Origin of the sequence: Erwinia sp. AnSW2-5, from assembly GCF_045107195.1 — a bacterium.
Classification (GTDB): domain Bacteria; phylum Pseudomonadota; class Gammaproteobacteria; order Enterobacterales; family Enterobacteriaceae; genus Erwinia.
This window is the reverse complement of the sequence record NZ_JBJGXA010000002.1, coordinates 422,032-447,441: the sequence shown is the minus strand read 5'-3', so window position 1 is coordinate 447,441 and position 25,410 is coordinate 422,032. Positions and strand designations below refer to the sequence as shown.

The 25,410-nt window shown below is 50.2% G+C and carries 32 protein-coding genes; 7 read left to right on the top strand and 25 right to left on the bottom strand.

The window, feature by feature from the left end; translation table 11 throughout:
- Positions 1-4 precede the first annotated feature (4 nt).
- Positions 5-1,636 (bottom strand): MFS transporter, encoded by a 1,632-nt coding sequence (locus tag ACFL9S_RS03775; RefSeq protein WP_405260368.1) that lies wholly within the window; start codon positions 1,634-1,636, stop codon positions 5-7.
- Positions 1,637-1,697: 61 nt separating this feature from the next.
- Positions 1,698-2,129, bottom strand: coding sequence for a MarR family winged helix-turn-helix transcriptional regulator (locus ACFL9S_RS03770; protein WP_405260338.1), 432 nt, complete (start codon positions 2,127-2,129; stop codon positions 1,698-1,700).
- A 353-nt stretch (positions 2,130-2,482) separates the two neighbouring features.
- Here ACFL9S_RS03770 and ACFL9S_RS03765 point away from each other — a divergent pair, with 353 nt between their 5' ends.
- The 6 genes from ACFL9S_RS03765 to ACFL9S_RS03740 all read left to right on the top strand — a co-directional run bounded on the left by ACFL9S_RS03765 (position 2,483) and on the right by ACFL9S_RS03740 (position 6,480).
- The gene (locus ACFL9S_RS03765) at positions 2,483-3,031 is read left to right on the top strand and encodes a PTS glucitol/sorbitol transporter subunit IIC (protein WP_405260337.1); all 549 of its coding nucleotides are present in this window, start codon (positions 2,483-2,485) and stop codon (positions 3,029-3,031) included.
- A gap of 14 nt (positions 3,032-3,045) precedes the next feature.
- Positions 3,046-4,038, top strand: coding sequence for a PTS glucitol/sorbitol transporter subunit IIB (locus tag ACFL9S_RS03760; RefSeq protein WP_405260336.1), 993 nt, complete (start codon positions 3,046-3,048; stop codon positions 4,036-4,038).
- A 14-nt stretch (positions 4,039-4,052) separates the two neighbouring features.
- Positions 4,053-4,421 (top strand): PTS glucitol/sorbitol transporter subunit IIA, encoded by a 369-nt coding sequence (locus ACFL9S_RS03755; protein WP_405260335.1) that lies wholly within the window; start codon positions 4,053-4,055, stop codon positions 4,419-4,421.
- A gap of 12 nt (positions 4,422-4,433) precedes the next feature.
- On the top strand, positions 4,434-5,213 hold the full coding sequence (srlD, locus tag ACFL9S_RS03750; RefSeq protein ID WP_405260334.1) for a sorbitol-6-phosphate dehydrogenase: 780 nt from the start codon (positions 4,434-4,436) through the stop codon (positions 5,211-5,213).
- A 61-nt stretch (positions 5,214-5,274) separates the two neighbouring features.
- Positions 5,275-5,622: a transcriptional regulator GutM gene (locus tag ACFL9S_RS03745; protein ID WP_405260333.1), complete on the top strand. Its 348-nt coding sequence runs from the start codon at positions 5,275-5,277 to the stop codon at positions 5,620-5,622.
- 90 nt (positions 5,623-5,712) lie between these two features.
- Positions 5,713-6,480, top strand: coding sequence for a DNA-binding transcriptional repressor (locus ACFL9S_RS03740; protein ID WP_405260332.1), 768 nt, complete (start codon positions 5,713-5,715; stop codon positions 6,478-6,480).
- A gap of 553 nt (positions 6,481-7,033) precedes the next feature.
- Here the strand turns inward: ACFL9S_RS03740 and ACFL9S_RS03735 are convergent.
- Positions 7,034-7,357: a phage repressor protein gene (locus ACFL9S_RS03735; RefSeq protein WP_405260331.1), complete on the bottom strand. Its 324-nt coding sequence runs from the start codon at positions 7,355-7,357 to the stop codon at positions 7,034-7,036.
- A gap of 497 nt (positions 7,358-7,854) precedes the next feature.
- On the opposite strand from ACFL9S_RS03735, the gene ACFL9S_RS03730 reads away from it, so the two are divergent.
- The gene (locus ACFL9S_RS03730) at positions 7,855-8,901 is read left to right on the top strand and encodes an acyltransferase family protein (RefSeq protein ID WP_405260330.1); all 1,047 of its coding nucleotides are present in this window, start codon (positions 7,855-7,857) and stop codon (positions 8,899-8,901) included.
- A 9-nt stretch (positions 8,902-8,910) separates the two neighbouring features.
- On the opposite strand, the gene ACFL9S_RS03725 is transcribed toward ACFL9S_RS03730, so the two are convergent.
- The 22 genes from ACFL9S_RS03725 to ACFL9S_RS03620 all read right to left on the bottom strand — a co-directional run bounded on the left by ACFL9S_RS03725 (position 8,911) and on the right by ACFL9S_RS03620 (position 25,314).
- Positions 8,911-9,492, bottom strand: a complete 582-nt coding sequence (locus ACFL9S_RS03725) for a tail fiber assembly protein (RefSeq protein ID WP_405260329.1) — start codon at positions 9,490-9,492, stop codon at positions 8,911-8,913.
- 1 nt (position 9,493) lies between these two features.
- Positions 9,494-10,279 (bottom strand): phage tail protein, encoded by a 786-nt coding sequence (locus tag ACFL9S_RS03720; protein ID WP_405260328.1) that lies wholly within the window; start codon positions 10,277-10,279, stop codon positions 9,494-9,496.
- Between the two features lie 2 nt (positions 10,280-10,281).
- The gene (locus ACFL9S_RS03715) at positions 10,282-10,863 is read right to left on the bottom strand and encodes a YmfQ family protein (RefSeq protein ID WP_405260327.1); all 582 of its coding nucleotides are present in this window, start codon (positions 10,861-10,863) and stop codon (positions 10,282-10,284) included.
- Positions 10,854-11,921, bottom strand: a complete 1,068-nt coding sequence (locus ACFL9S_RS03710; RefSeq protein WP_405260326.1) for a baseplate J/gp47 family protein — start codon at positions 11,919-11,921, stop codon at positions 10,854-10,856. Before ACFL9S_RS03710 ends, ACFL9S_RS03715 begins: the two co-directional genes overlap by 10 nt.
- Positions 11,914-12,327 (bottom strand): phage GP46 family protein, encoded by a 414-nt coding sequence (locus ACFL9S_RS03705; RefSeq protein WP_405260325.1) that lies wholly within the window; start codon positions 12,325-12,327, stop codon positions 11,914-11,916. Before ACFL9S_RS03705 ends, ACFL9S_RS03710 begins: the two co-directional genes overlap by 8 nt.
- Entirely contained in the window at positions 12,327-12,881 is a 555-nt protein-coding gene (locus tag ACFL9S_RS03700; protein ID WP_405260324.1) for a phage baseplate assembly protein V, read from the bottom strand. Before ACFL9S_RS03700 ends, ACFL9S_RS03705 begins: the two co-directional genes overlap by 1 nt.
- Positions 12,881-13,957 carry a phage baseplate assembly protein gene (locus ACFL9S_RS03695; RefSeq protein ID WP_405260323.1) on the bottom strand — a complete coding sequence of 359 codons (1,077 nt, stop codon included), beginning with the start codon at positions 13,955-13,957 and terminating at the stop codon, positions 12,881-12,883. Before ACFL9S_RS03695 ends, ACFL9S_RS03700 begins: the two co-directional genes overlap by 1 nt.
- Positions 13,954-15,288, bottom strand: a complete 1,335-nt coding sequence (locus tag ACFL9S_RS03690; protein ID WP_405260322.1) for a DNA circularization protein — start codon at positions 15,286-15,288, stop codon at positions 13,954-13,956. Before ACFL9S_RS03690 ends, ACFL9S_RS03695 begins: the two co-directional genes overlap by 4 nt.
- Before the next feature lie 36 nt (positions 15,289-15,324).
- Positions 15,325-15,756: a hypothetical protein gene (locus ACFL9S_RS03685; RefSeq protein ID WP_405260321.1), complete on the bottom strand. Its 432-nt coding sequence runs from the start codon at positions 15,754-15,756 to the stop codon at positions 15,325-15,327.
- A 41-nt stretch (positions 15,757-15,797) separates the two neighbouring features.
- Positions 15,798-17,672, bottom strand: coding sequence for a phage tail tape measure protein (locus tag ACFL9S_RS03680; protein WP_405260320.1), 1,875 nt, complete (start codon positions 17,670-17,672; stop codon positions 15,798-15,800).
- Between the two features lie 84 nt (positions 17,673-17,756).
- Complete coding sequence (locus tag ACFL9S_RS03675; protein WP_405260319.1) at positions 17,757-18,080, bottom strand: phage tail assembly protein; 324 nt, start codon at positions 18,078-18,080, stop codon at positions 17,757-17,759.
- Positions 18,077-18,433, bottom strand: a complete 357-nt coding sequence (locus tag ACFL9S_RS03670) for a phage tail tube protein (RefSeq protein WP_405260318.1) — start codon at positions 18,431-18,433, stop codon at positions 18,077-18,079. Before ACFL9S_RS03670 ends, ACFL9S_RS03675 begins: the two co-directional genes overlap by 4 nt.
- Positions 18,433-19,920 carry a phage tail sheath subtilisin-like domain-containing protein gene (locus tag ACFL9S_RS03665; RefSeq protein WP_405260317.1) on the bottom strand — a complete coding sequence of 496 codons (1,488 nt, stop codon included), beginning with the start codon at positions 19,918-19,920 and terminating at the stop codon, positions 18,433-18,435. Before ACFL9S_RS03665 ends, ACFL9S_RS03670 begins: the two co-directional genes overlap by 1 nt.
- Positions 19,920-20,111 carry a DUF2635 domain-containing protein gene (locus ACFL9S_RS03660; protein ID WP_405260316.1) on the bottom strand — a complete coding sequence of 64 codons (192 nt, stop codon included), beginning with the start codon at positions 20,109-20,111 and terminating at the stop codon, positions 19,920-19,922. Before ACFL9S_RS03660 ends, ACFL9S_RS03665 begins: the two co-directional genes overlap by 1 nt.
- A gap of 3 nt (positions 20,112-20,114) precedes the next feature.
- Positions 20,115-20,675, bottom strand: coding sequence for a hypothetical protein (locus ACFL9S_RS03655; protein WP_405260315.1), 561 nt, complete (start codon positions 20,673-20,675; stop codon positions 20,115-20,117).
- Entirely contained in the window at positions 20,676-21,182 is a 507-nt protein-coding gene (locus ACFL9S_RS03650; RefSeq protein ID WP_405260314.1) for a hypothetical protein, read from the bottom strand.
- Positions 21,175-21,564, bottom strand: a complete 390-nt coding sequence (locus tag ACFL9S_RS03645; protein WP_200640567.1) for a phage head closure protein — start codon at positions 21,562-21,564, stop codon at positions 21,175-21,177. Before ACFL9S_RS03645 ends, ACFL9S_RS03650 begins: the two co-directional genes overlap by 8 nt.
- Positions 21,561-21,956, bottom strand: a complete 396-nt coding sequence (locus ACFL9S_RS03640; RefSeq protein ID WP_405260313.1) for a head-tail connector protein — start codon at positions 21,954-21,956, stop codon at positions 21,561-21,563. The genes ACFL9S_RS03645 and ACFL9S_RS03640 overlap by 4 nt, the downstream gene beginning before the upstream one ends.
- Complete coding sequence (locus ACFL9S_RS03635) at positions 21,919-22,188, bottom strand: hypothetical protein (protein WP_405260312.1); 270 nt, start codon at positions 22,186-22,188, stop codon at positions 21,919-21,921. The genes ACFL9S_RS03640 and ACFL9S_RS03635 overlap by 38 nt, the downstream gene beginning before the upstream one ends.
- A 36-nt stretch (positions 22,189-22,224) precedes the next feature.
- Positions 22,225-23,433: a phage major capsid protein gene (locus ACFL9S_RS03630; protein ID WP_167864531.1), complete on the bottom strand. Its 1,209-nt coding sequence runs from the start codon at positions 23,431-23,433 to the stop codon at positions 22,225-22,227.
- A 14-nt stretch (positions 23,434-23,447) separates the two neighbouring features.
- Complete coding sequence (locus ACFL9S_RS03625; RefSeq protein WP_197931314.1) at positions 23,448-24,098, bottom strand: HK97 family phage prohead protease; 651 nt, start codon at positions 24,096-24,098, stop codon at positions 23,448-23,450.
- Positions 24,088-25,314, bottom strand: a complete 1,227-nt coding sequence (locus ACFL9S_RS03620; protein ID WP_167864529.1) for a phage portal protein — start codon at positions 25,312-25,314, stop codon at positions 24,088-24,090. Before ACFL9S_RS03620 ends, ACFL9S_RS03625 begins: the two co-directional genes overlap by 11 nt.
- Between the last annotated feature and the right edge of the window lie 96 nt (positions 25,315-25,410).

Below are 25,410 nucleotides of genomic sequence, written 5' to 3'. Positions count from 1 at the left end.
ACGTTTACCTGGCAATCGTCTTGTTGAGATTTTGCATGGCACGCTGTTCCGCCTCGGCTTCGCGTTTTGCCTGCTGCCAGTTGAGATAACGCAGACGCGAAAGACGCCACAGCACCCAGAGTAAAGTGATCCCTGCCATGACAGCAGTCAGAATATACACATCGTTATAGGCCAGTACGTTCGCCTGCAAGGTGGCAACGGTTTGCAGCTGTGCAGTGCCCTGAGCACTTTGCAGGGTGCTGTCACCCACAAGGCTGGCAAACAGATTGTTGTACTGGGCCAGACGATCGGTCACGTTCGGGTCCAGCAGCGACAGTTGATCACCGAGCAGGCTGGAGTGATATTTTTCGCGCCAGGTCTGGAAGGTCCCGAGCAGCGCCGAGCCCATCAGGCCCCCGAGGTTCTGACTCATACCAAACAGCACCACAAAGCTGACCAGGTTCTTTGGTTGCGTCACCACGCTGCCTACGCCCAGCAGCATCGCTGGGGCGATAAAGAAGGAGGTGCTGAAGCCCAGCAGGAACTGACTGAAATACATATTGCTGGCGCGGGTCAGCGGGCTGGACTGGGCATCCATCAGCGAGGCCACCATCACGATAATCAGCGACAGCACAATCGGCCAGCTCAGATGTTTGGGATTGATGGTCAGCGCGCTACAGATAATTCCCGCCGCGACGCCTGCAAGGATCGCCAGCGCCAGACCCTGCATCTGGTCGTTTAGCATACCAATTTGTTGCAGATAACCTATCGCTCCGGTGTTCTGCTCGGCCAACATGATGCGCAGCAGGATCATCACGATACCGAGGCGGAAAATCGCCCCGCTGCCGAGCCAGCGAGTATTAATCAGCGGATTACTGCGATTGTGTTCCACCAGCACGGCGGCCGTGACCAGAACCAGCCCGAGGGCGAGGCAGATGCCCAGCCACGGTGTGCTGGTCCACCATTCAATGCGCCCGAGCGACAATACACCACAGAACAGCGCCATCCCTGGTGCCAGCAGGAAGAAGGTCAGGAAGTCTTTTTTCTCGAAGACTTTGGTGCGCTCTCCCGGAGGCAGTTTGAGGATCAGCACCGCGCCAAGCGCCATTAATGCCAGCCCCAGCTCAAACAGGTACAAACCGCGCCACTCATCCAGCTGCAACAGTTCCGTTGAGAATAATCGCGCGAGAGGAATGGCAAGCTGTGAGGCACCGAGGCCAATCGCCAGCGCCTTAAGGCGATGTTTCGCGGGCCATGCCTGCACCTGATAGTAGATCCCCAGTGAACTGAGTGCGGCACCGACCATACCGTGCGCAGCGCGGACGATAATCGCCGAGCTGAGGTCGTTAACCAGCAGATGAAAGAACGCCACCAGCACGTACAGCACCAGAAACGCTTCGGTGAAAACCCGCAGCCCGAACTGCTGGCGAAACTTCACCAGCAGCAGGTTAATGGAGATATTTCCCATCACGTAAACGGCGGGCAGCCAGGCAATTTCGTTGTTGTAAGCGCCAAATACGCCCTGCAAATTGGTCAGGTTGGCGGTGACCAACGCGTTACTCAGCGCCCCGGTGATGCAAATCAGCAGGCCAACGATGCCAAAGGCAATACGTTTATGGGTTGGGTGCAACGGCGTGGAAGGCGAGCCAGGCAGCATCGGCTTTTCGCCAGGCGCCCACTCACGCGGAGCATAGGGATTGGATTTGTTGCGGGACACCTTACTTCACCTCTGTCGCCGCCAGCAGTTGCTGTAGCACACGCTGGGTGACCGCCAGGTCGCCCGCATTCACCCCGGACAGAAGCTCATTGCGCATCGCATCGGCCTCCGTTTTCAAACGCTGATACAGCAACTCACCTTTCGGGGTCACATGCAGCAGTCGTTTACGGCGATCTTCAGGAGGTTGTACCCGCTCGACCAGTTGCTGCTTAACCAGGCGGTCAATCAGCGGCACGACGCTGGCATCTTCCAGGCCCAAAGACTGCGCCAGCTCTTTCTGACTCATCGGCTCGTCCTGAAGGGCGATTGTCGCTACTGCCATCCAGCTACTCATGCTGAGGCCGTTATCTTTCATGCGCCGATCTATCGCCTGACGCCAGGCGTGGGCAGTAAGATGCAGCAAACGGGAGAAGTTCAGTTCCTGGGTATTCAATAGGTAAGATGCCTGATAATTAGAGTTCTAACTAAATATTGTGGTAATTATAACCACGCCGCGATAAAAAAAGGAAGCCAACTTCATAAGAGTGTAGATAATTCTTAGTATCTCTGCCAAATGACCACCGCCAGTACCTGCCGCCCTCTCATCTCTCATTTTTTACCGCATGTTGTGTTTCCCAATCGTTAATACATCGAAATGAAAGATTTTACCTTTCATTTATACTTTTTATTTGAAAGATAATTCATTCATTTTGTGATCCACATGGTTTTTTACAATCTAATTAAGCGATAGATTAGCTTTCACAGAAAATAGCAATTAAGCCTATTTCCACGAAAAGAGGTTTCATTATGATTGAAAGCATCACGCACGGGGCCGAATGGTTTATCGGACTCTTTCAAAAGGGGGGCGAGGTCTTTGTCGGCATGGTGACAGGCATCCTGCCCCTACTGATCAGCCTGCTGGTGATTATGAATGCGCTAATTGTGTTTGTTGGTCAGAAGCGGATCGAGAAGCTGGCTCAACGCTGCGCGGGTAATCCGGTGTCACGCTATTTGTTATTGCCGGTGATTGGCACCTTTGTTTTCTGTAATCCGATGACTCTGAGTCTTGGACGGTTCATGCCCGAGAAGTACAAGCCCAGTTATTACGCCTCAGCATCTTATAGCTGCCACTCGATGAACGGCCTGTTCCCTCATATCAACCCCGGTGAACTGTTCGTTTACCTCGGCATTGCCAACGGCCTGACCACCCTCAACCTGCCCCTGGGTCCGCTGGCGGTAAGCTATCTGTTGGTGGGAATGGTGATGAACTTTTTCCGCGGCTGGGTGACCGATCTCACCACCTCCATTTTCGAAAGAAAAATGAACATCCAACTTGACCGTCACGTTCGTTTATAAGCGCGGAGAGCATCATGGCTAACATTATTGAAATTCATAAAGGTGAAAGTGGCTGGGGTGGACCTTTATTTCTGGTGCCAACACCGGGCAAAAAAATTGTTTATGTCACTGCCGGAACCCGCCCGGCCATCGTTGACCGCCTGCATGCACTGACAGGATGGGAAACCGTCGATGCCTTTAAAGAGGGTGAACCACCAGCAGAAGAGATTGGCGTGGCGGTCATTGACTGCGGCGGTACCCTGCGCTGTGGTCTCTACCCAAAACGGCGCATTCCTACGGTGAATATCCATGCCACCGGTCAATCCGGACCATTGGCGCAGTTTATCACTGAAGATATTTATGTCTCCGGTGTGCGCCCTGATGATATCCGGGCCTCTGTGGAGAACGGCGCAGCACCAACGGACTCGCCTCAGGTGGCAAAGTCTACAGGCAGCGGCCCTGCCGACTATGACACCAGCAAGAAAATCACCGAACAAAGCGATGGTCTGCTGGCGAAAGTCGGCATGGGCATGGGATCGGTCGTTGCTGTCTTTTTCCAGGCGGGACGAGAAACCATTGATACCGTACTCAAAACCATCCTGCCGTTTATGGCATTCGTCTCGGCACTCATCGGCATCATTATGGCTTCCGGCCTCGGGGATTTTATCGCCCACGGGCTGACGCCGCTGGCCAACAGCCCTGTCGGACTGGTCACGCTGGCACTGATCTGCTCCTTCCCGTTACTGTCGCCGTTCCTCGGGCCTGGTGCAGTGATTGCGCAGGTGATCGGCGTACTGGTGGGCGTGCAGATCGGTCAGGGCACAATCCCTCCGCACCTGGCGCTACCGGCGCTGTTTGCCATCAACTCACAGGCTGCCTGTGACTTTATTCCGGTCGGGCTTTCCCTCGCTGAAGCGCGCCAGGAAACGGTTCGCGTCGGCGTTCCTTCCGTTCTGGTCGGACGTTTCCTCACGGGTGCCCCGGCAGTTCTGCTGGCCTGGGCTGTATCCGGTTTTATCTATCAGTAACTGACGGAGTGATGATGAAAACTGTGTATGAATCCACCTTTGTCGCCATTGGCGGCTGTGCTGCCGAAGCGCTTGATGATCGCTTTCTCATTACCTTCGGGGAGGGGGCACCCGGTGATATTGCGGATTACTGCTTTATCCACCGTCCAGAACACCGTGGTGACGTCCCGTTTGTCGCGGGGACGGTGATCAGCATCGGCACACAGACCTGGCCGGTCACGGCAGTTGGCGATGTGGCAGAGGTCAATCTGCGTGAGCTGGGTCATATCACCGTCAAATTTGATGGGGCGACCACAGCCGAATTCCCGGGAACGGTGCATGTTGCAGGCCAGACGCCTGCCGGTATTGAGCCTGGTCAGAAGTTTCGCGTTTTAAGTCATTAACAGGAGAAGTCTATGGATCAGGTTGCTGTAGTTATCGGTGGTGGTCAGACACTGGGCGCTTACCTGTGTAAAGGTCTTGCTGAAAACGGTTACCGGGTTGCCGTGGCCGACCTGAATATGCGCAATGCTCAGGCCATCGCGGCGGAGATTAATCGTGTGCAGGGGGAGAACGTAGCGGCAGGTTTCCAGGTGGATGCCACCAATGAAGAGAGCGTGGCATGGCTGGCTCGCACGGTAGATGAGACGTTTGGGCGTGCCGATGTGCTGGTTTACAGTGCGGGTGTGGCAAAAGCGGCGCCCATCACGCAGTTTATGTTGAATGATTTTGATCTGTCTTTGCAGGTGAACCTTGTCGGCTATTTCCTGTGTGCGCGTGAGTTTGCCAAACTGATGATCCGTGATGGCGCAGGGGGGAGAATCATCCAGATCAACTCTAAATCCGGCAAAGTAGGCAGCAAGCACAATGCTGGCTACAGCGCGGCCAAGTTCGGAGGCGTGGGCTTGACGCAGTCGCTGGCCCTCGACCTGGCCGAATATGGCATTACCGTTCATTCGCTGATGCTGGGCAATTTACTGAAGTCGCCGATGTTCCAGTCGCTGCTGCCACAATATGCGGAAAAACTGGGGATTGAGCCTGAAGCAGTAGAGCAGTATTACATCGATAAAGTGCCGCTTAAACGTGGTTGTGATTATCAGGATGTGCTCAACGTGCTGTTGTTTTATAGCAGTGATAAAGCGGCCTATTGTACCGGACAGTCTATTAATGTCACTGGTGGTCAGGTGATGTTCTGATACCCACGCCGGCAGCCTCTGCTGCCGGTTTTCTCATGGAGAAAAAATGAACTCAGTCAATATGTTTATCTGCGTGGCAGGGTTTGCCTGGTTGGGGCAAATCATACTCGGCGGGTTGCAAATGAAACGATTTAACGAGGTACTGGCACAACTCCCAGCCCAGGGACGCATTGGGATTGGCCGTTCCGCAGGCCGTTTTAAACCACGAGCGGTGCTGGTGATCAGCGTGGACAGTCGTAACATCATCACGGGCAATTTTGTGATGAAAGGCATAACTGTTTTCTCACAGCCGGTGTCCGATGACAGGCTTTGCGGATTGAATATCGATAATCTTGTGCCAGCTCACATTTATCCTGACAATAAAGCGCTGCGCACCGCGCTGGAATTAGCCATTACAAACAAACGGTGATATCTTTCGTTTTGAAAGATTTCTCTTCCTAATTTGCTTTATCTGTGCGAATGCGAAAGGAATCTATCCAATCAACGAAAGGGAAAACAGATGAAGCCAGTCCAGCGTCAAGCACTGATACTCGAATACCTCCAGGGGAAAGGCCGGACGACGGTGGAAGAGCTGAGCGCGCACTTCGACACCACCGGCACGACAATTCGCAAAGATCTCTCTCTGCTCCAGCAGCAGGGCGCGGTGATCCGCACCTATGGTGGCGTGATGCTCAACCGCGATGAAGGCGACCAGCCGATTGACCGAAAAACCTTTATCAATTCGGATAAGAAAAAACAGATTGCTGCTCGTGCAGCGCAGTGGGTATTCGAAGGCGATTCGTTAATTTTTGATGCAGGCAGCACCGTACAACAAATGGTGCCCCACCTTGCAAAGTTCAATAATATCACCGTGATGACTAACAGCCTGACCATTGTTAACGAGCTGGTCGAGTTAAATAATGACCAGGTGATCCTGATGCCAGGCGGAACCTATCGCAGCACCTCGGCCTCGTTTCACGGGAGTCTGGCAGAAGCAGCGTTCAGCCATTTCAGCTTCGACAAACTGTTTATCGGCGCGGACGGCGTTGATTTAACGGCAGGCGTGACCACGTTTAACGAAGTGTTTGCCGTCAGCCAGGCCATGTGCCGTGCCGCGCAAAAAATTATCCTGCTGGTCGATTCATCCAAATTTGGCCGCAAAAGCCCGAATGTGGTGTGCAGCCTGGACTCCGTAGATGTGCTGATCACCGACAGCGGGATTGCCGATGATGTGGCAACGCAACTTCGTGAGCGCGGCATTAACGTAATTATCGCGGGAGACAAATAGCCTGATGCATGAAATGTTAATCGAAGCAGCCGAGAGACGCGGAAAACGGAGATCGACCAGATCGTCAGCCTGCCTGAGAGGCTGGACCATGCTTTCGCGGATGCCTGCGCAATGATGCTGGCATGGCGGGGGAAAGTGATCGTCAGTGGTATGGGTAAATCAGGCCATATCGGCAAAAAAATTGCCGCCACACCGGCCTTCTAAAATACGGTAACGTACTGCTAACGCAGAAGGGCATGATGAAAATCACGCAGATGGAGTATCAGAGAGGATATTTCAGGCACAAAAAAACCGCCCTTGGGCGGTTACGACATTACTGCATACTGCTTTTATTTTATTCGTTTTAATCGGTACTGATAATATGGTGCCCGGGGTGGGACTTGAACCCACACAGCCATAAGCCGAGGGATTTTAAATCGCGCTTTTATTTCATGAAATTCAATGACTTGATGTTGTTTTTCATAATATATCCGAGATTTACACCCCAGTTAAATCAATCAGTTACACGCGCAATATGTCGTTAATTATGAATGAAAATGTGCAATAAAACCACTTAGATCGTCGGTCTGCCCCAATCATAAAGAGGGGTAATTGTCAGTATGACCTTCCCCATCACAATCACATCTTCCAACGCCTCGCCCTCAATGCTCTCCCCGTCCGGCGTAATTATGCACCCGCCCATCATTTTCCCGATCGCCAGTTCCCCGAACATCTCATAACACAGCGTGTCTCCGTCGCAGGGATTAAGCGCAGCATCAACTACGTAATTGAGCCCACCTAATTCAATGAAAGATGTCGCTGCCGGGTGGTGGACGAACAGTCGGTTGAGGCATGGCCGATCTTCAATGTAGTCCATGGCTGGCGATGGAAAGCCCATCAGAAGCCCCCATTATTTGGATTGAACAGCTGGAACGTTCGGCGCTCACACTCTTCAGTCGACACATCGCGGAACGTGCTCTGATAGTGCTCTATCCACTGGTTAGCCTCCTTCAGCGTCCAATGGTGATTTACAGCAGCCAGGCCTTTCACAAAGTCAGCTGTAGCAACCGTCCGCCGCCCGCTTGCCTCGACTTTAATGCTTTCTCTGAATGCTAACGGAATGTCATCTCGTCTGCCCATAACTCACCCCTAACACTGTTTGGATATACAGTATTATTTGATCAGCTAACGAGAATGATCAACCCTGGCAGGGCTGGAAAATTGTCAGGATTATGAAATCATAAAGTATTTAGGTTGAGGTGCAATTCTTGTGGCGATTGCAAATATTTGCACTTACAATGTTTCTTTAGGTAAAATCCTAATCCAGATTATAAGTTTTACTATGTTAATCAGGCACGATCTGATTTGAAATCATACAGAAGGCTGTGCCATATAATGGACAAAAAAAATAAAATATATTCGATTCAAATCCTGCGTGGCATTGCAGCATTATTTGTTATTTTTCAACACATCTCTTTCAAGTCATCACAATACGATATATCTGATAGGTCTTATTTTAATATAGGTTTTTTTGGGGTAGACTTGTTCTTCATAATATCTGGATTCATCATGTGCCATACAACCGCTAGCGGTAGAATAAATCCATTCACATTCATAAAAAATAGAGCAATAAGGATACTTCCATTATATTGGTCGCTTACAACTCTAGCGCTTGCGGTCTTCTTGGCAAGACCAGATTTAGTTAACAGTAGTGGAGGAAGTACAGATGTTTTTTCATCTTTTACATTAATCCCAACAAGTGAAAAGCTACTTATAAATAATGGCTGGACCCTTTCATATGAGTTTTTATTTTATTTTATTTTCTTCGCTTCTCTTTTTTTAGGAAAGCATGCACAAAATTATTTTGTGTATTCCGTAATACTTACTTTAATTTCAGTCGGTTATATCTTTAACTTAAATAGCATTTACTCAAAGTTTTTTACAAGCACATTTCTTTCTGAATTTTTACTCGGAATGATAGCTTACAGGTTCTACATATCAAATAAAAAACCACATTTAATATTATATGTTTTAGTTTTTTTATCCGGTGCCTCTGCTTTGATTTTTCAGCATATCTATGGAATTTTTAGTGTAAGTCTGGATCGCTCTTTATACGCAGGAGTGCCAATGTTTATGATATTAATTTCTTTGGTAATGCTTGAAAGAAATATATATTTAGCTGATAGCACCCTACTAAAGCCTTTGATTTTTTCTGGTACTATTTCTTACTCCATGTATCTTGCTCATGTATTCATTTTAAGTCCAGCATCGTCTTTAATAGTAAAAGCAACCAAAAATCCAATCATTTTCTACGCGATTCTTTTTTCTGCAACTATTGCATCAGGTTATTTGTGCTACACGTTTGTAGAGGTTCCTTTATCAAAGTTTTTTAAAAAAAAGCCATCGCAAGCAACAGGTGGCGAAGCTCGCGATAATATTTGAATTATGTATCTAAGGCTTCTCAGGCCAAGATGGTGAAGATATATCAATATCATTAAGATTATCAATATAATCTAGCCATTCAATAAAGAGTTTTTTATCTTCGTCACTAATCCTGTTGAGGGCCAACTTGCTTGGCCACTGCTTATTGTTTATGTAATTATTGGCCTCTTCAATAAGCTTGGATTTATTATTTTCTGCATCATTTTTTTCACCTTCTTCCTTAGCTGCTTCATCAAGGACCCATTCGCTACCACTCCAAGATTCATAAATAGATGATGGTTTGATGAGCGTGTAGCCATCAGGCGCACTCCCGATGGTTTCGACTATCTTGCTTGACTGATCTTTTGTTGAGAAAATAACCTCCCCCCTATGATCTTCTTCAAAAGCCCACTCTCCGCCTTTGCGAACTATTGCCATACCCTTTTTAGCCTTCGGAGGTTTGTCAAGATAAGCTCCAGCCGGAAGACCAGTTGTAGCTGAAATATACTCATCTCGCTGGCCGATGTACTCACCATCATAGTTAACTACATGGCAATTAATCCAACCACTAACATCTGCAAAGCCCTGTTCGTTAAGTGTTATGTATTCCATGTTATGCAGCTCTCACGATGAAATTGTATGCAATGTTACTCGGGCGGTTTTCATTTGCCGTATTTCCAAGCCTGGAAGAGTCAATGCTTAAAGTTGAAAGTCGGTCAGCGGGGGTGCCCGCTGTCAATGTTGTTGCAGCATAAGAGCCTGAAGTGCCACTTGTGACAAAAGCACCAGTTGGGCTGTTGCTAAAGATTCGACCTGTTGTATCTGAGTTTCGCCCCTCCACCGAGCCAGTAATAGGCCTCGCCGCATCGCCTTGCTCACTAAGTAATACCCTTCCTATATCAACCCCACGCTCATTATCCCAGCCCCTGATGAACCTACCGCGCTGATCAGGAAACACTCCTGCTGGATATGCCATTGCGAGTTGTGGGTTTGCAATGGTGTTGAATGCCTGTCCATTTAAAGCAAGGAAGCCTGCTGGGGGTATTGCGAGTGGCCATGGGATAGGTGCCCCTACCGGATAAAGGCTCCCCCTTCCTATGCCGAGATTAGTCTGTGCTGTCTGTTGTGCAGCACTGCCAGCAGTAGCAATTTCAGAGAGGTTATTTCCTGATTGGAAAAATAACTTCTTGAGCGCAGTAAGAAGCTGATTTTTTGACTCCTTATCAAGACTATTTCCTGCACCTTCAATTACCGCTGAAATCTCTTCTTGAACAGCGTCAAAAAAAGTCTCATCCAGCGCTGTCGGTAGCTGTCCTGTCTGTGGGTTTCCAGCTGTAAAGCCATTTTTACCCACGCCAAATTTATCAACCTGAGCAGTTGGTGTGTCAATGCGATGCATAATTACTCCGTGTAGCGGAAAATAACAACAGTATGAGAGGGGGCCATTTTACCTATGACGCATTCAGCAACAGTGTCGCCCCACGCCCTGAGCGATGCAGTGCAGCTGCTGATTGCCGTCATTGGCAGAATCTGTGCAGACTCATTGATATTGACTTGCCAGTAGTAGCGCCATTCATTTGAATAGAGTGATTCAGTGCAGTTAGAAAGACACTTGAACTGCGATTTTTGATACCGGGTGATCGTTGCTGATTGATAGCCGAGTGAGACGAGAAGAGATAAGTAAAATTGTTCGTTCACACCTCCCATGAGATTTAGCTTCGCATCAAGACGCTGGCGGCGCTGTTGCAGCGTTTGCACCCCAGAAGGTGCGCAACTATCAGGAAGTCCGGTAATGGTTTCATATCTGTTGATGAGCTCGGTCACTGAGCGGGGGTCAATTTCCGCCATCAACGCATCGCCACGTTCTTGCACCCTGGACAATGAAGGAGCCAGCCCCATTAAAAGAGAGTCCCTGGCATCCCACGCTGGTCCTCGGGGTAGAAGAACGCCGAGCATCTGCTCGTACTGTTCTGTCAGGTCCATAAGAACTCCCCTGCTATCGCCAGCTCTCCCTTAGCAATAGTCACATCATCAATCGGGCTAAGGAGAGTATGACTGTACTCACCAGTAGCAATACTGATTGCTTCGCTTACACGCGATGGTTTAATGACCCCTTCAGGGATTCCGTCCCGCAAAAGCATTGACCGTAATTCAGCAATGACTGCATAGCGAACAGCTTCAGTATCGGGCGAAAGTCGGACTCGGAAATCAACCGCACGAGGCGCTGGAGCGAAAACATAAACATCGGAACCAGCAACAGGTGCAAGGGGTTCGATATGTGACTGAGCCGCCTCGACTGTTGCGGCGTCAGGAATGGGGTTAATAAGGTCACTGTTGGCAACCATGACACCCACGGTTCCCAGTCCTGACCAGTGCCGGTATACCCACGCACGTGTAATTCCGGCTACTTCTTTTGCCCAGACCTTATAATCATCATCAGCCCCGCCCTGCGGCGTCCACTGCCAGCGCTCAATAATACGGGAGCGCCATAGTTCGATATCCTCAATATCCGCCCCCCCCTGAATCGTGTCCGCCTGGGCCGTCGAGGAGATACCTTCGATGGGGCTTACAAGTCTCATCGTTGTCCCGTCATCAGCATTGCCTGCTGACCCGGTGGCGTCGCAGTTAACAGGTACGCGCAGAACACCACCAGCAGACGAAACATCAGCGATTGAGGTATAGGAAACAAGGTCATCACGTTGGATTAATACGCCAGCTGCAACATGTATGCCATCTTTAACCCCTTCCCAGCGTACATAACCTGTAGCGGCTACTGCGGCTTTTCGTGGCGCTGTCTTCATATTTCCGTGCCGTGTCAGCCAATCCTCATCAGCCAGGTCAGGTAACAGATTTCGCGCCAGATAATCGATATATCCGTAGACGGTATGAACCGCAGCAGCCTGAACACGGGCGTAAACTTCCGCATCAGAACGCCTAAGTTCGGCCAGTGTCGTGTCTGCTGCCATTCTTGTGAAAATGTCGCTACGGATTGTCGTGATCAGTTGCGGGAGTGTGGGACGGGAATAACCGCTTTCAGCCATTAAGTTCACTCCAGAGGTCATCAAAAGATATTGTTTGTTGAGTGCCGTCCATACGACTGATAGTCACGGAGGCGATGAGCGTATCAATACCTGTGCGCTCAGCTGTTACATCCACACGTGAGGCCACGCGGTCATCAACAAGCCACTGTAGGCACTGCTGGAGATACTCACGCACCTTAAGCTGAGTTTTATTTGTGAGCTTTTGCCGTTTGAGCAAATACAGGCGCGTACCTATCCTGTCGTTCTGCACGGTGGGAAAGCTGTCCCCCCACCAGCCGTTCGCCTCTTCTGGTGAATCATCAGGTTCTGCTCGTCGCCATGTGCCAATCGAAATAAGCACGGCGCGGGTCAGTGGGTCGAAAGGATAAGAGGCGCTGTACTGCTTCCCGTTCACAGTAATAATCATCAGACCTCCATTTTCTGGGTCGTGGCGTCGGTGGTCCCACCGCCGTCACCGTTCTCTTTGTGCGTATGGCCGTTGTATTTAACGCGCATACCCGCCATAGAGACGCCAGGGCCATCGCAGTTATCTTTAATATCCCCGGTTGCCTCAATTGGCATTTCAAAACGCGCTTTAGGAGCGTTCTTAAATGTGATTGGCTGGCCTCCACCATCCACAACAATCCCGCTTCGCTTTAACGTCACCGATTGACCGAGATCGTCATAGAATGCCACCTCTCCTTGCTCCAGGCCCTTTATGCGATAGCGACGGTCTGAGACAACAAGCACAACGCCATGAGAACGATCACCATCAAAATATGCGGCGACGGCATCAGCGCCTGGATGAGGTGAAGACGTGAATCCATACGGTTCTAAATGCTCTATGTCACTCTTTGATTCATTACCGGCCATGCTGATCTGTAGCGACTGGCACTTTGATATGGAACTTACGGTACGAACCACTGCACGTGAGAGTAGATTTGAAATGCCACGTGCAGCAGCATGAATCGGGTTTGCCATCAGAAATCGTCCTCATCATTTTTAGCTTTACGCTTCCGCCTGCCGGGCTTCTCCGGCTCTGGTAAATAGGCATCAGCCGGACCCACTTTAAGCTCAGTGATTGTGCCGTTATCATCCAGCTGATAGGTCACCTCTGCGATCACCATTTCCCTGTTATTAAAATTGAGAACCGGGTCAAAAACGATAACCTGCATATTTGGCCGCCACAGCGTACCGTTGCCCTGCCGCCAGCCCTGTACCGTATATGTCACTTCGTCAGTGCGTGCTGCACGCTGCCGCATTTCAAACTGGCTGCGGTCACTGCATGTGGCTGATGTGGCATTACCCGTCTGCCTGATCAACATCGGCCTGTACCGTGCAATGCCGCCATCGATTGTATGGCCGCGAATAGCTGTCGTCGTCGCCTCGCCGAAATCATCATCATTGCCGCTTCGCTGTCCTGCGACTTCGTACGAACTGAAGCGATCACGAATGCTTTTCTCAGAGTCACAACTCAGAATGTTTTCACCGAGCACAAGCGCCGTTGTCGCTTTATTCGCGCCGATCCCCCCGATGACCAGTTGCCCTTTCTCATTGTCGTAAGCCAGCGCCTGCTGTATCCCCAGCATCTTATTCAGCACGTCCATCACGGTTTCGCCCTGATCAGCCTGAACTCCCTGTAAAGCACCGGACGCACCTCCATCGTCAACAACGGTAATGCTGAATGGTTTTGCCAGTTCTGCGGCAACCTGAGCCAGTGATCTACCGCTGTACTGTGCCGGGGCAGCAGAGCAGTCAATCAGGTCAGCGGTAATGCTGCGGCCAACGATACCCATGCTGAGGCTTGTTGAGTCATAACGAACAGGGGTCGCTTCTACCCAGCCGGTGATCACCAGGTCATCACCGATAAGCACCTCCACTTTGTCGCCGTTTTTAATTCGAGATTTCCTGCTCGCATCGTCTTTATCGCCGGGCCATGAGCGCGTAATTTCCACGTTAAAATCACGGGCGATGCGCTCAATCCCGGCAGAGATGCGAACAGAGGTCCAGCCTCCCCACTCACGGCCATTAACGCGAAGAAATACGGTGTTATTCATCTCACTGGCACCCTCAGCTCTTTAACAGGCACGAACCCGGGATGCCGGATGCCGTTACGCGCAGTGATATCAGATTCACGCGCAGCGGAGTCATACCAGTCTGCCGCCAACACCAGCGCAGGAACGACCATCACAGGTGTGCGAACCGTTACGCGGGACACTTGCTCTAAACGAGCACTTATGTCGTTATTGAGATCGGTGCGCACCTGCCTCAATGCCAGAAATAATGTGTCATCAGTGACTCGCAACATCTCCTGGTCGATTGCTGTATTTAAACTATCGCGGACATCGGCCAGATCATCCCAGGACAGGACTTCGCTGGTTTTAGTTGAAGTGGTGACACCAGGTGATCCATCTGCTGAATCGTCGATAATGTCGCTTACTGCCGGGTGTGCCACTGTCACCTGTTGGGTTAGATTTTGTTCCGTGACTGTCACGAGCGATGACTGCGGCAGGCTGGTGACAGTGTTAGCAGCCTCGCTTAACGCAGTTGTTCTGATGGCCTGTGCAACATAATTGCGCTGTACGGTCTGTGACTGCGTTGTTTTGCTGTCCGTTTTCCACACGCCACGCGGGGCCAGACCACTGTCCAGAGTGATACCACTCAAACCTTTCACCATCGACATCAGATCAGATGCGTTGCCACTGAGTTTCGAGCCCGCACGCCACATCGTTTGCAGCTTGTTGACGAAATTCATTCCGCTGGAAGGGGGAGAAAGCAGCACTGAAAGATCGCCCTGCATTAACCTCGATGCAGCGCTGATGCCGGAATCTACATACTGAAAAACGTCGGTGACGGTGTTAAACATCTCTGTCGCCTGATCAATCACTCCGCTTTGCATAAAATCCGTCATACCGTCCAGGCCGAATGACTCAAATGCAGAGGAAATCCAGTCGTCGAGAACGCCAACAGCACCAGTAAGTTTTGAGCCGGTGGCAATACCAGCATTTGGAAATGACAACTCTCCTGCTTCGACAAAGCTGAATGTGATGCGGCACATGCGCCCCTCATCAACTGAGTGACTGGCTCGAACGGTGTCATCCAGGACAACCGTCATTTCACCGTAATAGGGGTGAACCAGTGTGCATGACCCCGGCTTCTCAATCGCCTCAATCAGCTTATTGCGTTGCTGGAAAAAGTCGTCACCGATCACATACGCCTGAACGCTGAACTTCCTTGTAGCCCGGCCCATGTCTTCGGCAAATGGCTTATCGCGTTTTGGGTATTCATGTATCTGGACGCGCCGCCCGAACGTAGCTTCATCTTCGCTGACTTTGAACGGTATGCCGCGTAACGAAGCGTCCTGAAGGTTGTCTTTCCAGCTTGCCATGCTTTTCTCCGGGCGAAAAAAAACCGCCGAAGCGGTTTATTTTTTATTTGTGACAAACTCATTTATGAACGTTTGTATTACCTTTTCATAATCCGTGTTCATATTATTTTGGACATCAATTTTAAACATCTGTAAGGATGGGGTTTCTGCCAATTGCTTTGCTTTGCCGTTTACTGCGAAAAGCTTGTAATCGAATGGTGGGTTTTCGTTATTCTGCACAACTGCAAACAACAAGAAAGGCCCCGGTTTTTCCTCATGAATGAAGCATCCCATAGACCACATTCCATCATTTGCAGGGATGCTTTCACATTTAAAGTCAGGGTTTTTATAAACGTTCGCGACTAGCGCTGCCCCAACGTCGCTTTTTGCATTTTTGACATATTCAGGGGTATTGTCTTTTTCCTCTGTGGGTACGTCACATCCTGATAGCAAAATTAATGATACTGCGATGTATAAAATCCTATTCAAAATAAATCTCCATTTAATGAATCCTGCTTCATTGTATAGAATTATTTTTGAGGTGAAAATCTATTGTATCCAACATCGTATTGATACCAAGGTAACGTATTCCCAGCTGGAGCAACCCGCATACCGGGAGGTGCGTTTTCAAAAGAAACTTTCAGCTCGCCCTGCTGCGGCTTTTGCGATTGTACCAGCCCTACGGCTTTATCACCGGGCTGATCCATCCCCAGCAGTTCTTTCAGCCGCGGAATGAATCCTTGATAGCCGCGATCAGCTTCCTTTTGGTTCATTTTATTCACCATCAGTTGCCCCGTACTGATGTTTTGTTTACCGGCTTCTTCGTGAAGTTTTCCGATCCGGTTGAACATATCTATCGCAACACCGATGGTGACACTTATCAACCCCATCTTTGCGATATCACGAAGATTGCCTGAGAGCTTCCCAGCCTCCTTGTTTGCCCCGCCAAGTCCCTTACTCATTGAAACCAGCCACGCACCAGCAGTGAAAGCTGCAACGCCTCTTAGCACATTCTCCCAGCCGCCCAGCGCTTCAGCTATCCCGTCAATATCTTTCCAGACAGATTTCACTACTGGGCCAATCTGGTCCCAGTTACTGACGATCAACCCACCAGCAATAACAAGCAACGATACCACTTTACCCATCGTACTCATCTTCATGATGGAATCGAAGGTTTTAAATGCCTTACCAACCACACCCATTGCTGCACCGATTCCTAGAAGCGTTGCACCAAACTTGAAGGTTGAACGAATCATTTCTGGATTTGCTTTAGTGAGCTGCCGGAAGCGCTCAATCATCGGCTGTATCTTCTGTGTTATTTTCACGATATCCGGTAGAAACATATCGCCAATGCTGATACTCGCGGCGGAGAACTGGTTTTTAAGTAGTTGGACAGAGTTGGCCGTAGTCGCTGCACGTGATTCATACTCTTTTTGCATTGAACCAGCGTACTGCTGGGCTTCCGAAACTTTTTTAAAGTTGGCGCGCAACAGGTCCAAGTTGGTCAGCAGCGGGGCAATAGCTCCAGCTGATTCGCTCCCGAACAGGCTATTCATCGCTGCAGACTGTTCCGCTTTGGGGAGCTTTGACAAGGACTCTAGAACATTTATCATCGCTCCCTTGGCATCTTTTTGCATTTGATAGGCAAGCTTTTTCGGGTTTATTTTTAGTGATTTTAACATCATCTTTTGAGACTTCGTTGCAGATGCGCCAGAGGTTAAAGCTTTCATAAAGTTCTTTAATCCCGTTGCAGTTACCTCTGACTCAACCCCCATACCTGCAATTGTAGCGCCCATTGCAGCTATCTCACCTGAAGCAACACCTGCTATTTCCCCTAAAGGCCCGATACGGGTAACTACGTCGGAAATCTTCGCGGCATTTGCCGGTCCGGTATTGCCGAGGTAGTTGATCTTATCCGCAAGGCCTACAACATCGCTCTGGGTCATTTTGAACGCGGTGCGCCACTGCGCCATCATCTGCCCGGACTCTTCAGCCGTCTGGTCAAATGCCACGCCCATTTTTACGGCATCTGTAGCGAACTGCTTAAGCTCGTTACGCGCTATACCAGCCTGCCCACCAGCTGCGACGATCTGACCGATACCGTCAGCGGTCATTGGTAGCTGAGTGGAAAGCTTAAGGATGTCCTCACTCATCTGCTTGAATTGCTGCGGTGTATCGAAATCCACGACTTTACGCACGTCAGCCATCGTAGATTCAAACTGCATTGCCTGATTAATCGGAATAACAAAGGCAGAGGTAATAGCGGCCCCCATTGCAGCCGCGTTCATCATGATGCCTGATGCTTCCTTCTGGAAGCCTTTCAGGCTCTTACCCATCCCCTTCAGTGGGCCGGAAAGCTGGTCCACTGCGGTGATGATCGCTTTAAGCTGAAAACTATCGGCCACGGTTCATCTCCTCATTAATACGCACGGCTTCCGCTTCCATTTCCAGGAAGCGGGAGAGGCCGATAGTCTTTAATTCCAGTGGATTTATTCGCCAGAAGTGGGCGGTGTTGTAGAGGCGCTTTCTGAGGTTTTCGAAGGCTCCGACCCCGTAAAAAAACCGACGATAGCCATTGAGGCCATAAACACGTCCTTCAGCGATAACTGGCTGGCTGATGAACGCGGAATGCCTGCGAGGATCGGTAAGTATTTCAGTGAACTCCCGGTATCCAGTTTCATTTCCCCACTGGCGTTATATGAAAATGGGATGCCAATAGCCTCCACTTCGTCATAAGTGGGTTCACGAAGTTCAAGCACGTTAACTTTCTCGCCGTGCGCCATGATCGGTTTTGAAAGAACTAATTCTGTCATTGGTAGAATCCTTCTTGACCGTGGAACTCAACATCCACCGTGCCCTCTTCAGCGTTGTGGTTCATCTCACCGTGTACCCAGGCATTTGAAAGCACGAATACCTGCCCGTTTGCAAGCTCGGATGTGATGGTCATCGCATCTGAAGATGTCAGTTTGTCGTACGGGAAACCCTTTGGCACTTTGAACGTGCCTTTGGTATACGGTGCGCGGTGAGTCTCTTTGTAGTCTGCGGAGCCATCAAGCCCCATCACATCATCCTTAAGGTTTGTGTTCATCGGCACTTCAATGCCACCAGTGAGCGACAGCTGCTGGCCGTCAACTTTTACGTAACATGTACCACCAATACGGGCCATTATGCTTCCTCGCTGTATTGCAGACGGAACTGATTGATCAACGCGAACACCCGCAGCTGATTGACGTAATCAGGCGGGAACAGAACATCCAGGCGGTTTGGGTTGCTCGCGTTGCGTTCGACGATCAGGTGCTCTTTGAAAAGCTCGAAATTTTCCACGATCCCCGCACGCTCCATGCGGCGGTAGATGGCGCACATCTCACCTTTAATAACTGCCGGGGTCACAATAGCTTGCCCTTCACCGAAGCGAGTGCCATCGTTCGCCAGCTTGTGGCGCGGGTATTTGCTGGTGATGACGCTTTTTAACTGCCGAATGACATATGCGCTGGTATGCAGCGTCTCACTATCCAGATAGCTGTTATCAGCCACGCCGTACTGGTTCTTCTGATACGTGGTGATATCGCGCTGAATGCGCAGCACACCGCTTTCTGCATATGCTGTAGCGATACCGTGCGACAACAGTGACTGCTGCTCTGTGAGCGTGAAGCGGGAACCCGCCAGGGCCGGAAGTGCGCCCGTCAGTTCCCCGGTCTGAGTTGGCCGCGCCGGGTCGTTGCGGATAAACACCGCATTACGTGCGGTTCGCAGTGCAGCCAGTTCGTCACCCGCCGTCTGGTTATCCACTTCATAACCTGCAACGGTAATATGCTGGTTGTTCTGCGTATCCCCGAAAGCTACCAGATCAGAAAGAGAGCCTTTTTTCGCCGTATAGACGTGGCCGTAAAGCTGACGCGCATAGCTCCAGCGGCCGGAGCCGTCATTCATTTCCAACTTAAGCGACTCAAGTGATGCAGCATCGCTGAACGGCGAGCCGATGAAATCAAAGGGTTCATCTCCCATTGCTGCAATCGACATGTCTAAAGCCGGTGCGCCCGTACCGCCAGTCATCGCAGTGATCGCAACGTTGATACCATCAGGCGTATCTTCACCGCCCACTGTGCCGTAATAGTTCAGCATTAGTGGGATGTCGTTCCCTGGCAAACCTTTGTGCCGTGCTGTCAGGGTGATAACACCCGCTTCCGTAGTGGCTGTTACTGGAAGATCAGGGTTAGCTGTGATTGCGGTAGCCAACGTTGTTGCAACAACAGCTGCGGTATCGCTTGTCGATACCTGCGCCTGAACTCTGGTAATACCGATGTAAAGACTGAGGGTGCCTGCTGCCTGCGCGGTGCCGCTGAGGGTCAGCGTCCCGGTAGCAGCCGTGCCTGTGGGCTCGGTGACAGCAATAACCCAGAGCTCACCGAAAGGATCAACTTTACGATACTGTGCAACCATTCGCGCCAGCTGACTTCCGCGCCCTGCCAGTTTTCCGGCTAGGGCTGCCGACGGCATGATGGTGAGCTTGTTTTTTACGATCTCACTGCCGGTATTCGCGCAACCAATCAGCAAGGCGGGGCCGCTATCCTGCGTGGTATTGGCCTCGCTGTTATCCATCTCTGCCCAGAATAACGGCACACGGATATCAGAAGGGATGGAGTTAAAATTCATTACTCACCGCCTTTTTTATTTGCAGCGACAACCGCCTTTTCAGCAGAAGATGCGCTTACTTGAGTAACATCCCCTGCCGCCAGGCGACGGAGCCAGTAACTGTTTTTGTCGACATTTCGCCCTTCTTTAGGCAAAAGGTCGCCACGAGCGGGATCGGGAACCGACCGCCCTTCTACGGGTTTAATTTGCATGGTTTACTCGCTGGGGTTGATTTCTGTGTGGTGTTCTATGATGCCGTCTGGCCCGTCCCCGGGGTCGATATAGTCGATGTTGATACCTATCTCACGGAAGTCATCAAGACTATCTAACTCTTCCTGTTGCCGTGTATCTTCGACATTAATTTCCCTGTCGCAGGTGAAGTCAAACTGGTAATAAAGGCGACCGCGATCCATGTCCAGCAACTGCCCACCGGCATAAACGATGATGTCGCTATCTTCGTCTGGCCGCATACCAAGCAGGCCTTTCCATAATTCGGCGCGGACTGTATCAACCACGTCATAACTGGCGGCCTGGCCGCGTTCATCGCGGGTGTTATCAAGCACGACGACTACGGAAAAACCCTCTTTAATAACCTGCCAGTAATCGGTCTGGGTTTTTTGCTCTCCTGCGATATCTTCAACAGGAATAACGTAAGCAGCGGGTAACAACATTTTCCCAGTTTCAGGCAGATTTTTGAATTCTGCCGCTCCACTGACGTTGTTGGCAAAAAAGGGGCAGCGCCCGCGAATTGCGCCGATAATCGGTGACAGTTTCATTTACTTTTTCTTCCTCTGGGGCCGAAGGGACTTCCTCAACTCACGACTAAGGATGTAACGCGTCCACGACTTCCTGTTCTCCAGCACCTGCGTCATGAAGTTATTACGCGGAGCAACTTTCCAGCCAGAGCCGCCAGACTTACCTTTATGATGGCTTTTTTTCCTTTTCGCTCCCCGGCGAACACCGTAGAAGAGGAAAGCCGGATAGAAGTCACCTTCAATAAGTCGGTTACCCTCACCGCGCTTCTGGTTTGGCGAAATCCTGACCATCAAGCCAGGGCGGCGACTGGATGCACGCGGAACGTAATAACCAATCGATCGGGCCAACTTCCCGGTCCGGTATCCGGGATTATCACCAGGGTTTGACCGCGCGCGGTTCATCACGAGCCGCCTGGCGTCTCGCATGTGTACCTGGCCGATTTTAATGAACGCTTTACGCATCCGGGAACGGTTGAAAACGAGCTCGTCAGGTTGCTTGAATTCGACGTGAAGCAGTGGTTTAGCCATATGAAGCACCTCCCCGCTGCACCGCCCCCAGCTCTTCGCACTCCATCAACAAATAGCGCCGTGCAGAGTTGAGATCGCGGGAACGCTTAATCCTGTAAACCTGTCCACTCATAACAATCTCAAAATCAGATGTTATGCCTGGGCGATAGCGGATCGTGATGTAGTGAGTAATGATGTCATCTGACTGTACTGATGACTGATACGTCCCCGCTCCAACCTGCCGGACTTTCGCCCACACTTTTCTTACGTTGTGGTATTCAGGTTCAACACCAAAATCCGAGGCTGGCACATCGATGCGTTGACGTAATTCCACTCGCTTATCCAGTTCACCAGGATCAGGGAAACTGAATGTCGCGCTGGTCTGGGATAGTCGTTCTCTCATAGCGGGATAAACCTGTAAGGCCTGACAATCCACTCATAGGCCATCGGTGTTGCTGTCTGTTCAAAATCAGAAACAGATGACCGGTGCTCATAAAAGTGAGAAACCAGCATCAGCATGGCGAGACGAAGATCAGCAGTTGCAACCATACCCACATCATCCCCATCTGGCCTTTCGGACTCACTGGCGTAAATTGGCCTATTCAGCAAAGTTGCCGTTCTTGATTCCGCAGCCATGCCGATAGCCTCCAGAAGTAGGTCCTCATCGGTGTCATCTTCTTCCAGCCTGAGTTGCTGCTTTATTGCAGCCATTGTCAGAATCATGATTTCAACCCAATTAAAAACCCGCCGCAGCGGGTTATTTTTTGACTTTTTTAACTTCAGGTTCAGTGACAACAACGGGGTCTGTAACAACTGGAGAATCAGTAACAACTGGAGAATCAGTACCAACAATTGTTCCCAGTGGTGGTTGAATGTCGCTGGATTCTGACCTTTCCAAAAAAACCAGCTCCAGGGCAATGGCTACGGCCCGAGGCGGCAGGATTCCTACCTGATACTCACCTGGCGAAATGGTTTCTACAGCGCAGCCATCTGGTGACCACTTAAGTTCTTTAAGTAATTTGATCATGAGTGACCTCAAAGAATGGGGCAGAAGCCCCGGATGTTAAGCAGCCGTGCCGATTTGAAGCAATTTAATTGCCTGGGAATCAGCCAGCATGCCGCCAGTGCGTTTGGTGGTGTAGAAGCCAACGTATGGCTTATTGGTATACGGGTCACGCAGGATGCGAGTACCGATGCGATCAACGATGGTGTAGCCGCGTTTGAAGTTACCGAATGCAATAGCTTTTGCATCTGCCACAATGTCAGGCATCTGCTCATTCTCTGCTACACCATAACCGGCCAGAGTTGAAGGCTGACCCAGTTCAAGACCAGGACGCCACAGGTAATTACCCTCCCCATCTTTAAGGATGCGTACCTGGAACAGGCTGTTGTTGTTCATCATGAACTTAGCGCCACTGCGGTGAACTTTACGCAACGTGTAAACGAGCTTAATGATGGCATCAGCCGTCACGCCACCAGCGGCACCTGAAAGGAGGTGCTGCAACGTGCCAAATGCGCGGGTTTTGTCATCAGCCAGGCTGGAGGCATAAGCCAGAAACCCTTTTGGCTTTTTGGTGCCATTACCGCTGGTGAAGGCAACTTCTTCCTTTTCAGCAAACTCAATTGCCAGTTCGCTATTGATCCAGTCTTCAACATTGAAGAATACATCATCTAACATGGTCTGCGTGGCCTGCGGATTGCCGTAGATTTCCCCCATAAAAGGTTCAATCTGACCGAGCTTTGAGGCGTCTGTTGCAGGACGGGCATCAGTTTCACCAACCCACCCAGAATTAGTGCCGCCGAGGTTTACCAATTTCTTATAATTCGCCCCGCCCACGGTAATGGTGGTCGCCTCTTGGCGCATCACGACTTCATCGTTCAGAAGTTCAATAATGGCGCGATCCAATTCTTCCGGAACTGCATAACCACCGTCTTCATCCACGCCCACTTGCAACGCTTTGCGTTCCAGGTCGCGTAGGCCGTCATCTTTGCCCTTGCGCATGAAATCCATGAAAGCAGCTTTATGCTCACCTGCCTCTTTGCTGACTGTGCCACCACCTGGGCGTTTAATGGATTTAAGTTCAGCTTCAAGATCGGACTTAAGTTGGTCCAGCTCAGTTAGCTTGCCGTTAAGGGTTTCAACTTCCCCGGCGAGTTTGCCTTTTTCCTGCTCTACAGCTTCAAGGCGTTTGTCGTTTTTTTCGCGGAACTCATCAAAGCTTTTCTGCAAATTTTTCGCGACGTCTTCAACATCTTTAATGTCTACAGCCATTTTCGTACTCCAGATTAAAATTTAAGGGACTTAAGTGCATGTAAGGCAACGCCCAGATCGGCAGCATCACGCTGAGAAAGGGCGCTATATCCCGAGGCCATAAACGCTTTAGCCTGGGTGCGGGAAAGTCCAACGTCGCGCAGGACTCGTTCAATATTCTTTGGAGCGGGTGTATCTCCACGGGCGAAAGCGGATTTAACATCGCTGACGCGGGCTTCATCGTTGGACGGGAACGTAACCGGGCTAACCTCCCATAGCTCTATGGTCTTGAGGATAAAAGCATCTTTATCCCGGTCGTATTCCCAGTCTTTTAATACGTAGCCAATAGAAAGGCCGGTTAAAGAACCGGCCTTCATATGTGCATGTGCGCGCTTTGCTAACGGGTCGTCATCTATCAACAATCGCCCTTTTACGAAAAGGCCCACCTCGTCCTCTTTCATTTCGGTATAAACACCTATGGGCTCGGCCATTTGGTGCTGCCAGAGCATCGCAGGCATTCCGCCTTTTGATTTCCATGCAGCCAACGATGTTGCGAAGGCACCCGGCAAAATAATGTCGTCATGACTATCCTTCACGCCAAATACCGAGCCATAGCCTTCAAACTCACCGGAGTCACTGACTGACTTCAGTTTCAGCGGTACATCCAGGCGTTGTTTAGTCAGTATGCTCATCGATATTTTCCTGTTTATGTTTGCTGCCGTCTGAAGGCTTGGTTGTCATATTTAACGGAGTGAGGTAAATATCTCCTCCAGGTCTAGGGTTTCGGTCCTCAAGCTCAAGGCAGTCATTCGGAGAAAACATTCCCCAGTTAATTCCTGTGGCATACGATTCAAAGCGGGACTTCATATCTCCACGCAGTAATGCACCGGCATTAAATTTTGCGTAATAGGTCCCCTGCTTATTTTCCCTCACAAGCCCGATATTAATTCGCTGTTCTATCCTGGTCAGATAAGGAACCAGTGAATAATTTATGAAACCAATACCCAGACTTTCGATGTTACTGAATGTCGCGCGGTCAGTGTTCTGCACAAGGTGCATTGGCACGCGAAACAGTCGGCAAATCTCCTCAAGCTGGAATTTTCTTGTTTCAAGAAACTGGCTATCTTCAGCGCTCAACGCCATAGACTTCCAGTCGAGCCCCATCTCAAGGATCATCGGTTTGTGCGCGTTACCCAGCCCAGTGTGCCTTTCTTCAAAATCGGCTTTGAGGCGATTGAATGCCGTGTCGCTGAGTGTCTGATCTGTCCGAAGAACGCCGGAAGTTACAGCACCATTACCGAAAAGGCGTGCGCCGTGCTCTTCTGTTGCAAGACCAAGAGAAATCGCCTCTCTCGCATAGGCTATTGGATTAAGCCCTACCAGTCCGTCAAGAGTCAGAATGCGGACATGCCAGATATCGTCTTGCCCCAGAACATCCGTTGAGCCATCTGGAAACGTCACCCGGTATACGGGCTTCCACTGGCTGTTTAGGGATGGCGACACGCATCCGGGATCAAGCGGTAACAGCTCAACAACTTCTCCCAGTGCCTTGACTTTATAAGCGTAAAAATTGCCACGCAGACAAAGGCAAACAGTAACCAGCTCCCAAAACTCCTGAGGAGTCATATAGTCATTAGGCTTCAGGGATAGGAGTTTATACAGACGCTCTCCTGTCGCTTTTTCTTTGCCTTTTCCTGTTGATTTATAGAGGCTGCACGGAAGCATTCCTATGGATTCCGACAATACCCGGATACAACCGAATACAGCAGTAAGGCGCATTGCTCTCTGGCTATTCACACGCTTGCCAGTGTAGGTGTCATAGGTGAGACCTATTTCATGGGCCAGTTCGGCAGCCGTTGTTACTGGTGTATCGTTTTTTCTGAACATTCCGGGGAAAAACATCAGTTACCCCCTGCGACGTTTTTTTTCTGCGTAGATAAAAATCGTGCTGCGAGCCATGACCACAATAGGCACAGCAGGCCTCCCGCGATATATCCG

Excerpts from the sequence above, each read along its gene's own strand:
- ACFL9S_RS03670 (WP_405260318.1), bottom strand. The coding sequence starts at position 18,433 with ATGGCCCGTATTGGTGGTACATGTTACGTAAAAGTTGACGGCCAGCAG.
- ACFL9S_RS03695 (WP_405260323.1), bottom strand. The coding sequence starts at position 13,957 with ATGAATAACACCGTATTTCTTCGCGTTAATGGCCGTGAGTGGGGAGGC.
- ACFL9S_RS03650 (WP_405260314.1), bottom strand. The coding sequence starts at position 21,182 with ATGGCTAAACCACTGCTTCACGTCGAATTCAAGCAACCTGACGAGCTC.
- ACFL9S_RS03620 (WP_167864529.1), bottom strand. The coding sequence starts at position 25,314 with ATGTTTTTCCCCGGAATGTTCAGAAAAAACGATACACCAGTAACAACG.
- ACFL9S_RS03705 (WP_405260325.1), bottom strand. The coding sequence starts at position 12,327 with ATGATTATTACTGTGAACGGGAAGCAGTACAGCGCCTCTTATCCTTTC.
- ACFL9S_RS03775 (WP_405260368.1), bottom strand. The coding sequence starts at position 1,636 with ATGCTGCCTGGCTCGCCTTCCACGCCGTTGCACCCAACCCATAAACGT.
- ACFL9S_RS03700 (WP_405260324.1), bottom strand. The coding sequence starts at position 12,881 with ATGGCAAACCCGATTCATGCTGCTGCACGTGGCATTTCAAATCTACTC.
- ACFL9S_RS03765 (WP_405260337.1), top strand. The coding sequence starts at position 2,483 with ATGATTGAAAGCATCACGCACGGGGCCGAATGGTTTATCGGACTCTTT.
- ACFL9S_RS03740 (WP_405260332.1), top strand. The coding sequence starts at position 5,713 with ATGAAGCCAGTCCAGCGTCAAGCACTGATACTCGAATACCTCCAGGGG.
- ACFL9S_RS03675 (WP_405260319.1), bottom strand. The coding sequence starts at position 18,080 with ATGACAGAATTAGTTCTTTCAAAACCGATCATGGCGCACGGCGAGAAA.
- ACFL9S_RS03655 (WP_405260315.1), bottom strand. The coding sequence starts at position 20,675 with ATGAAACTGTCACCGATTATCGGCGCAATTCGCGGGCGCTGCCCCTTT.
- ACFL9S_RS03635 (WP_405260312.1), bottom strand. The coding sequence starts at position 22,188 with ATGATCAAATTACTTAAAGAACTTAAGTGGTCACCAGATGGCTGCGCT.
- ACFL9S_RS03755 (WP_405260335.1), top strand. The coding sequence starts at position 4,053 with ATGAAAACTGTGTATGAATCCACCTTTGTCGCCATTGGCGGCTGTGCT.
- ACFL9S_RS03630 (WP_167864531.1), bottom strand. The coding sequence starts at position 23,433 with ATGGCTGTAGACATTAAAGATGTTGAAGACGTCGCGAAAAATTTGCAG.
- ACFL9S_RS03735 (WP_405260331.1), bottom strand. The coding sequence starts at position 7,357 with ATGGGCTTTCCATCGCCAGCCATGGACTACATTGAAGATCGGCCATGC.
- ACFL9S_RS03730 (WP_405260330.1), top strand. The coding sequence starts at position 7,855 with ATGGACAAAAAAAATAAAATATATTCGATTCAAATCCTGCGTGGCATT.
- ACFL9S_RS03645 (WP_200640567.1), bottom strand. The coding sequence starts at position 21,564 with ATGAGAGAACGACTATCCCAGACCAGCGCGACATTCAGTTTCCCTGAT.
- ACFL9S_RS03745 (WP_405260333.1), top strand. The coding sequence starts at position 5,275 with ATGTTTATCTGCGTGGCAGGGTTTGCCTGGTTGGGGCAAATCATACTC.
- srlD (WP_405260334.1), top strand. The coding sequence starts at position 4,434 with ATGGATCAGGTTGCTGTAGTTATCGGTGGTGGTCAGACACTGGGCGCT.
- ACFL9S_RS03690 (WP_405260322.1), bottom strand. The coding sequence starts at position 15,288 with ATGGCAAGCTGGAAAGACAACCTTCAGGACGCTTCGTTACGCGGCATA.
- ACFL9S_RS03715 (WP_405260327.1), bottom strand. The coding sequence starts at position 10,863 with ATGGACCTGACAGAACAGTACGAGCAGATGCTCGGCGTTCTTCTACCC.
- ACFL9S_RS03710 (WP_405260326.1), bottom strand. The coding sequence starts at position 11,921 with ATGGCTGAAAGCGGTTATTCCCGTCCCACACTCCCGCAACTGATCACG.
- ACFL9S_RS03760 (WP_405260336.1), top strand. The coding sequence starts at position 3,046 with ATGGCTAACATTATTGAAATTCATAAAGGTGAAAGTGGCTGGGGTGGA.
- ACFL9S_RS03725 (WP_405260329.1), bottom strand. The coding sequence starts at position 9,492 with ATGGAATACATAACACTTAACGAACAGGGCTTTGCAGATGTTAGTGGT.
- ACFL9S_RS03720 (WP_405260328.1), bottom strand. The coding sequence starts at position 10,279 with ATGCATCGCATTGACACACCAACTGCTCAGGTTGATAAATTTGGCGTG.
- ACFL9S_RS03660 (WP_405260316.1), bottom strand. The coding sequence starts at position 20,111 with ATGCAAATTAAACCCGTAGAAGGGCGGTCGGTTCCCGATCCCGCTCGT.
- ACFL9S_RS03665 (WP_405260317.1), bottom strand. The coding sequence starts at position 19,920 with ATGAATTTTAACTCCATCCCTTCTGATATCCGTGTGCCGTTATTCTGG.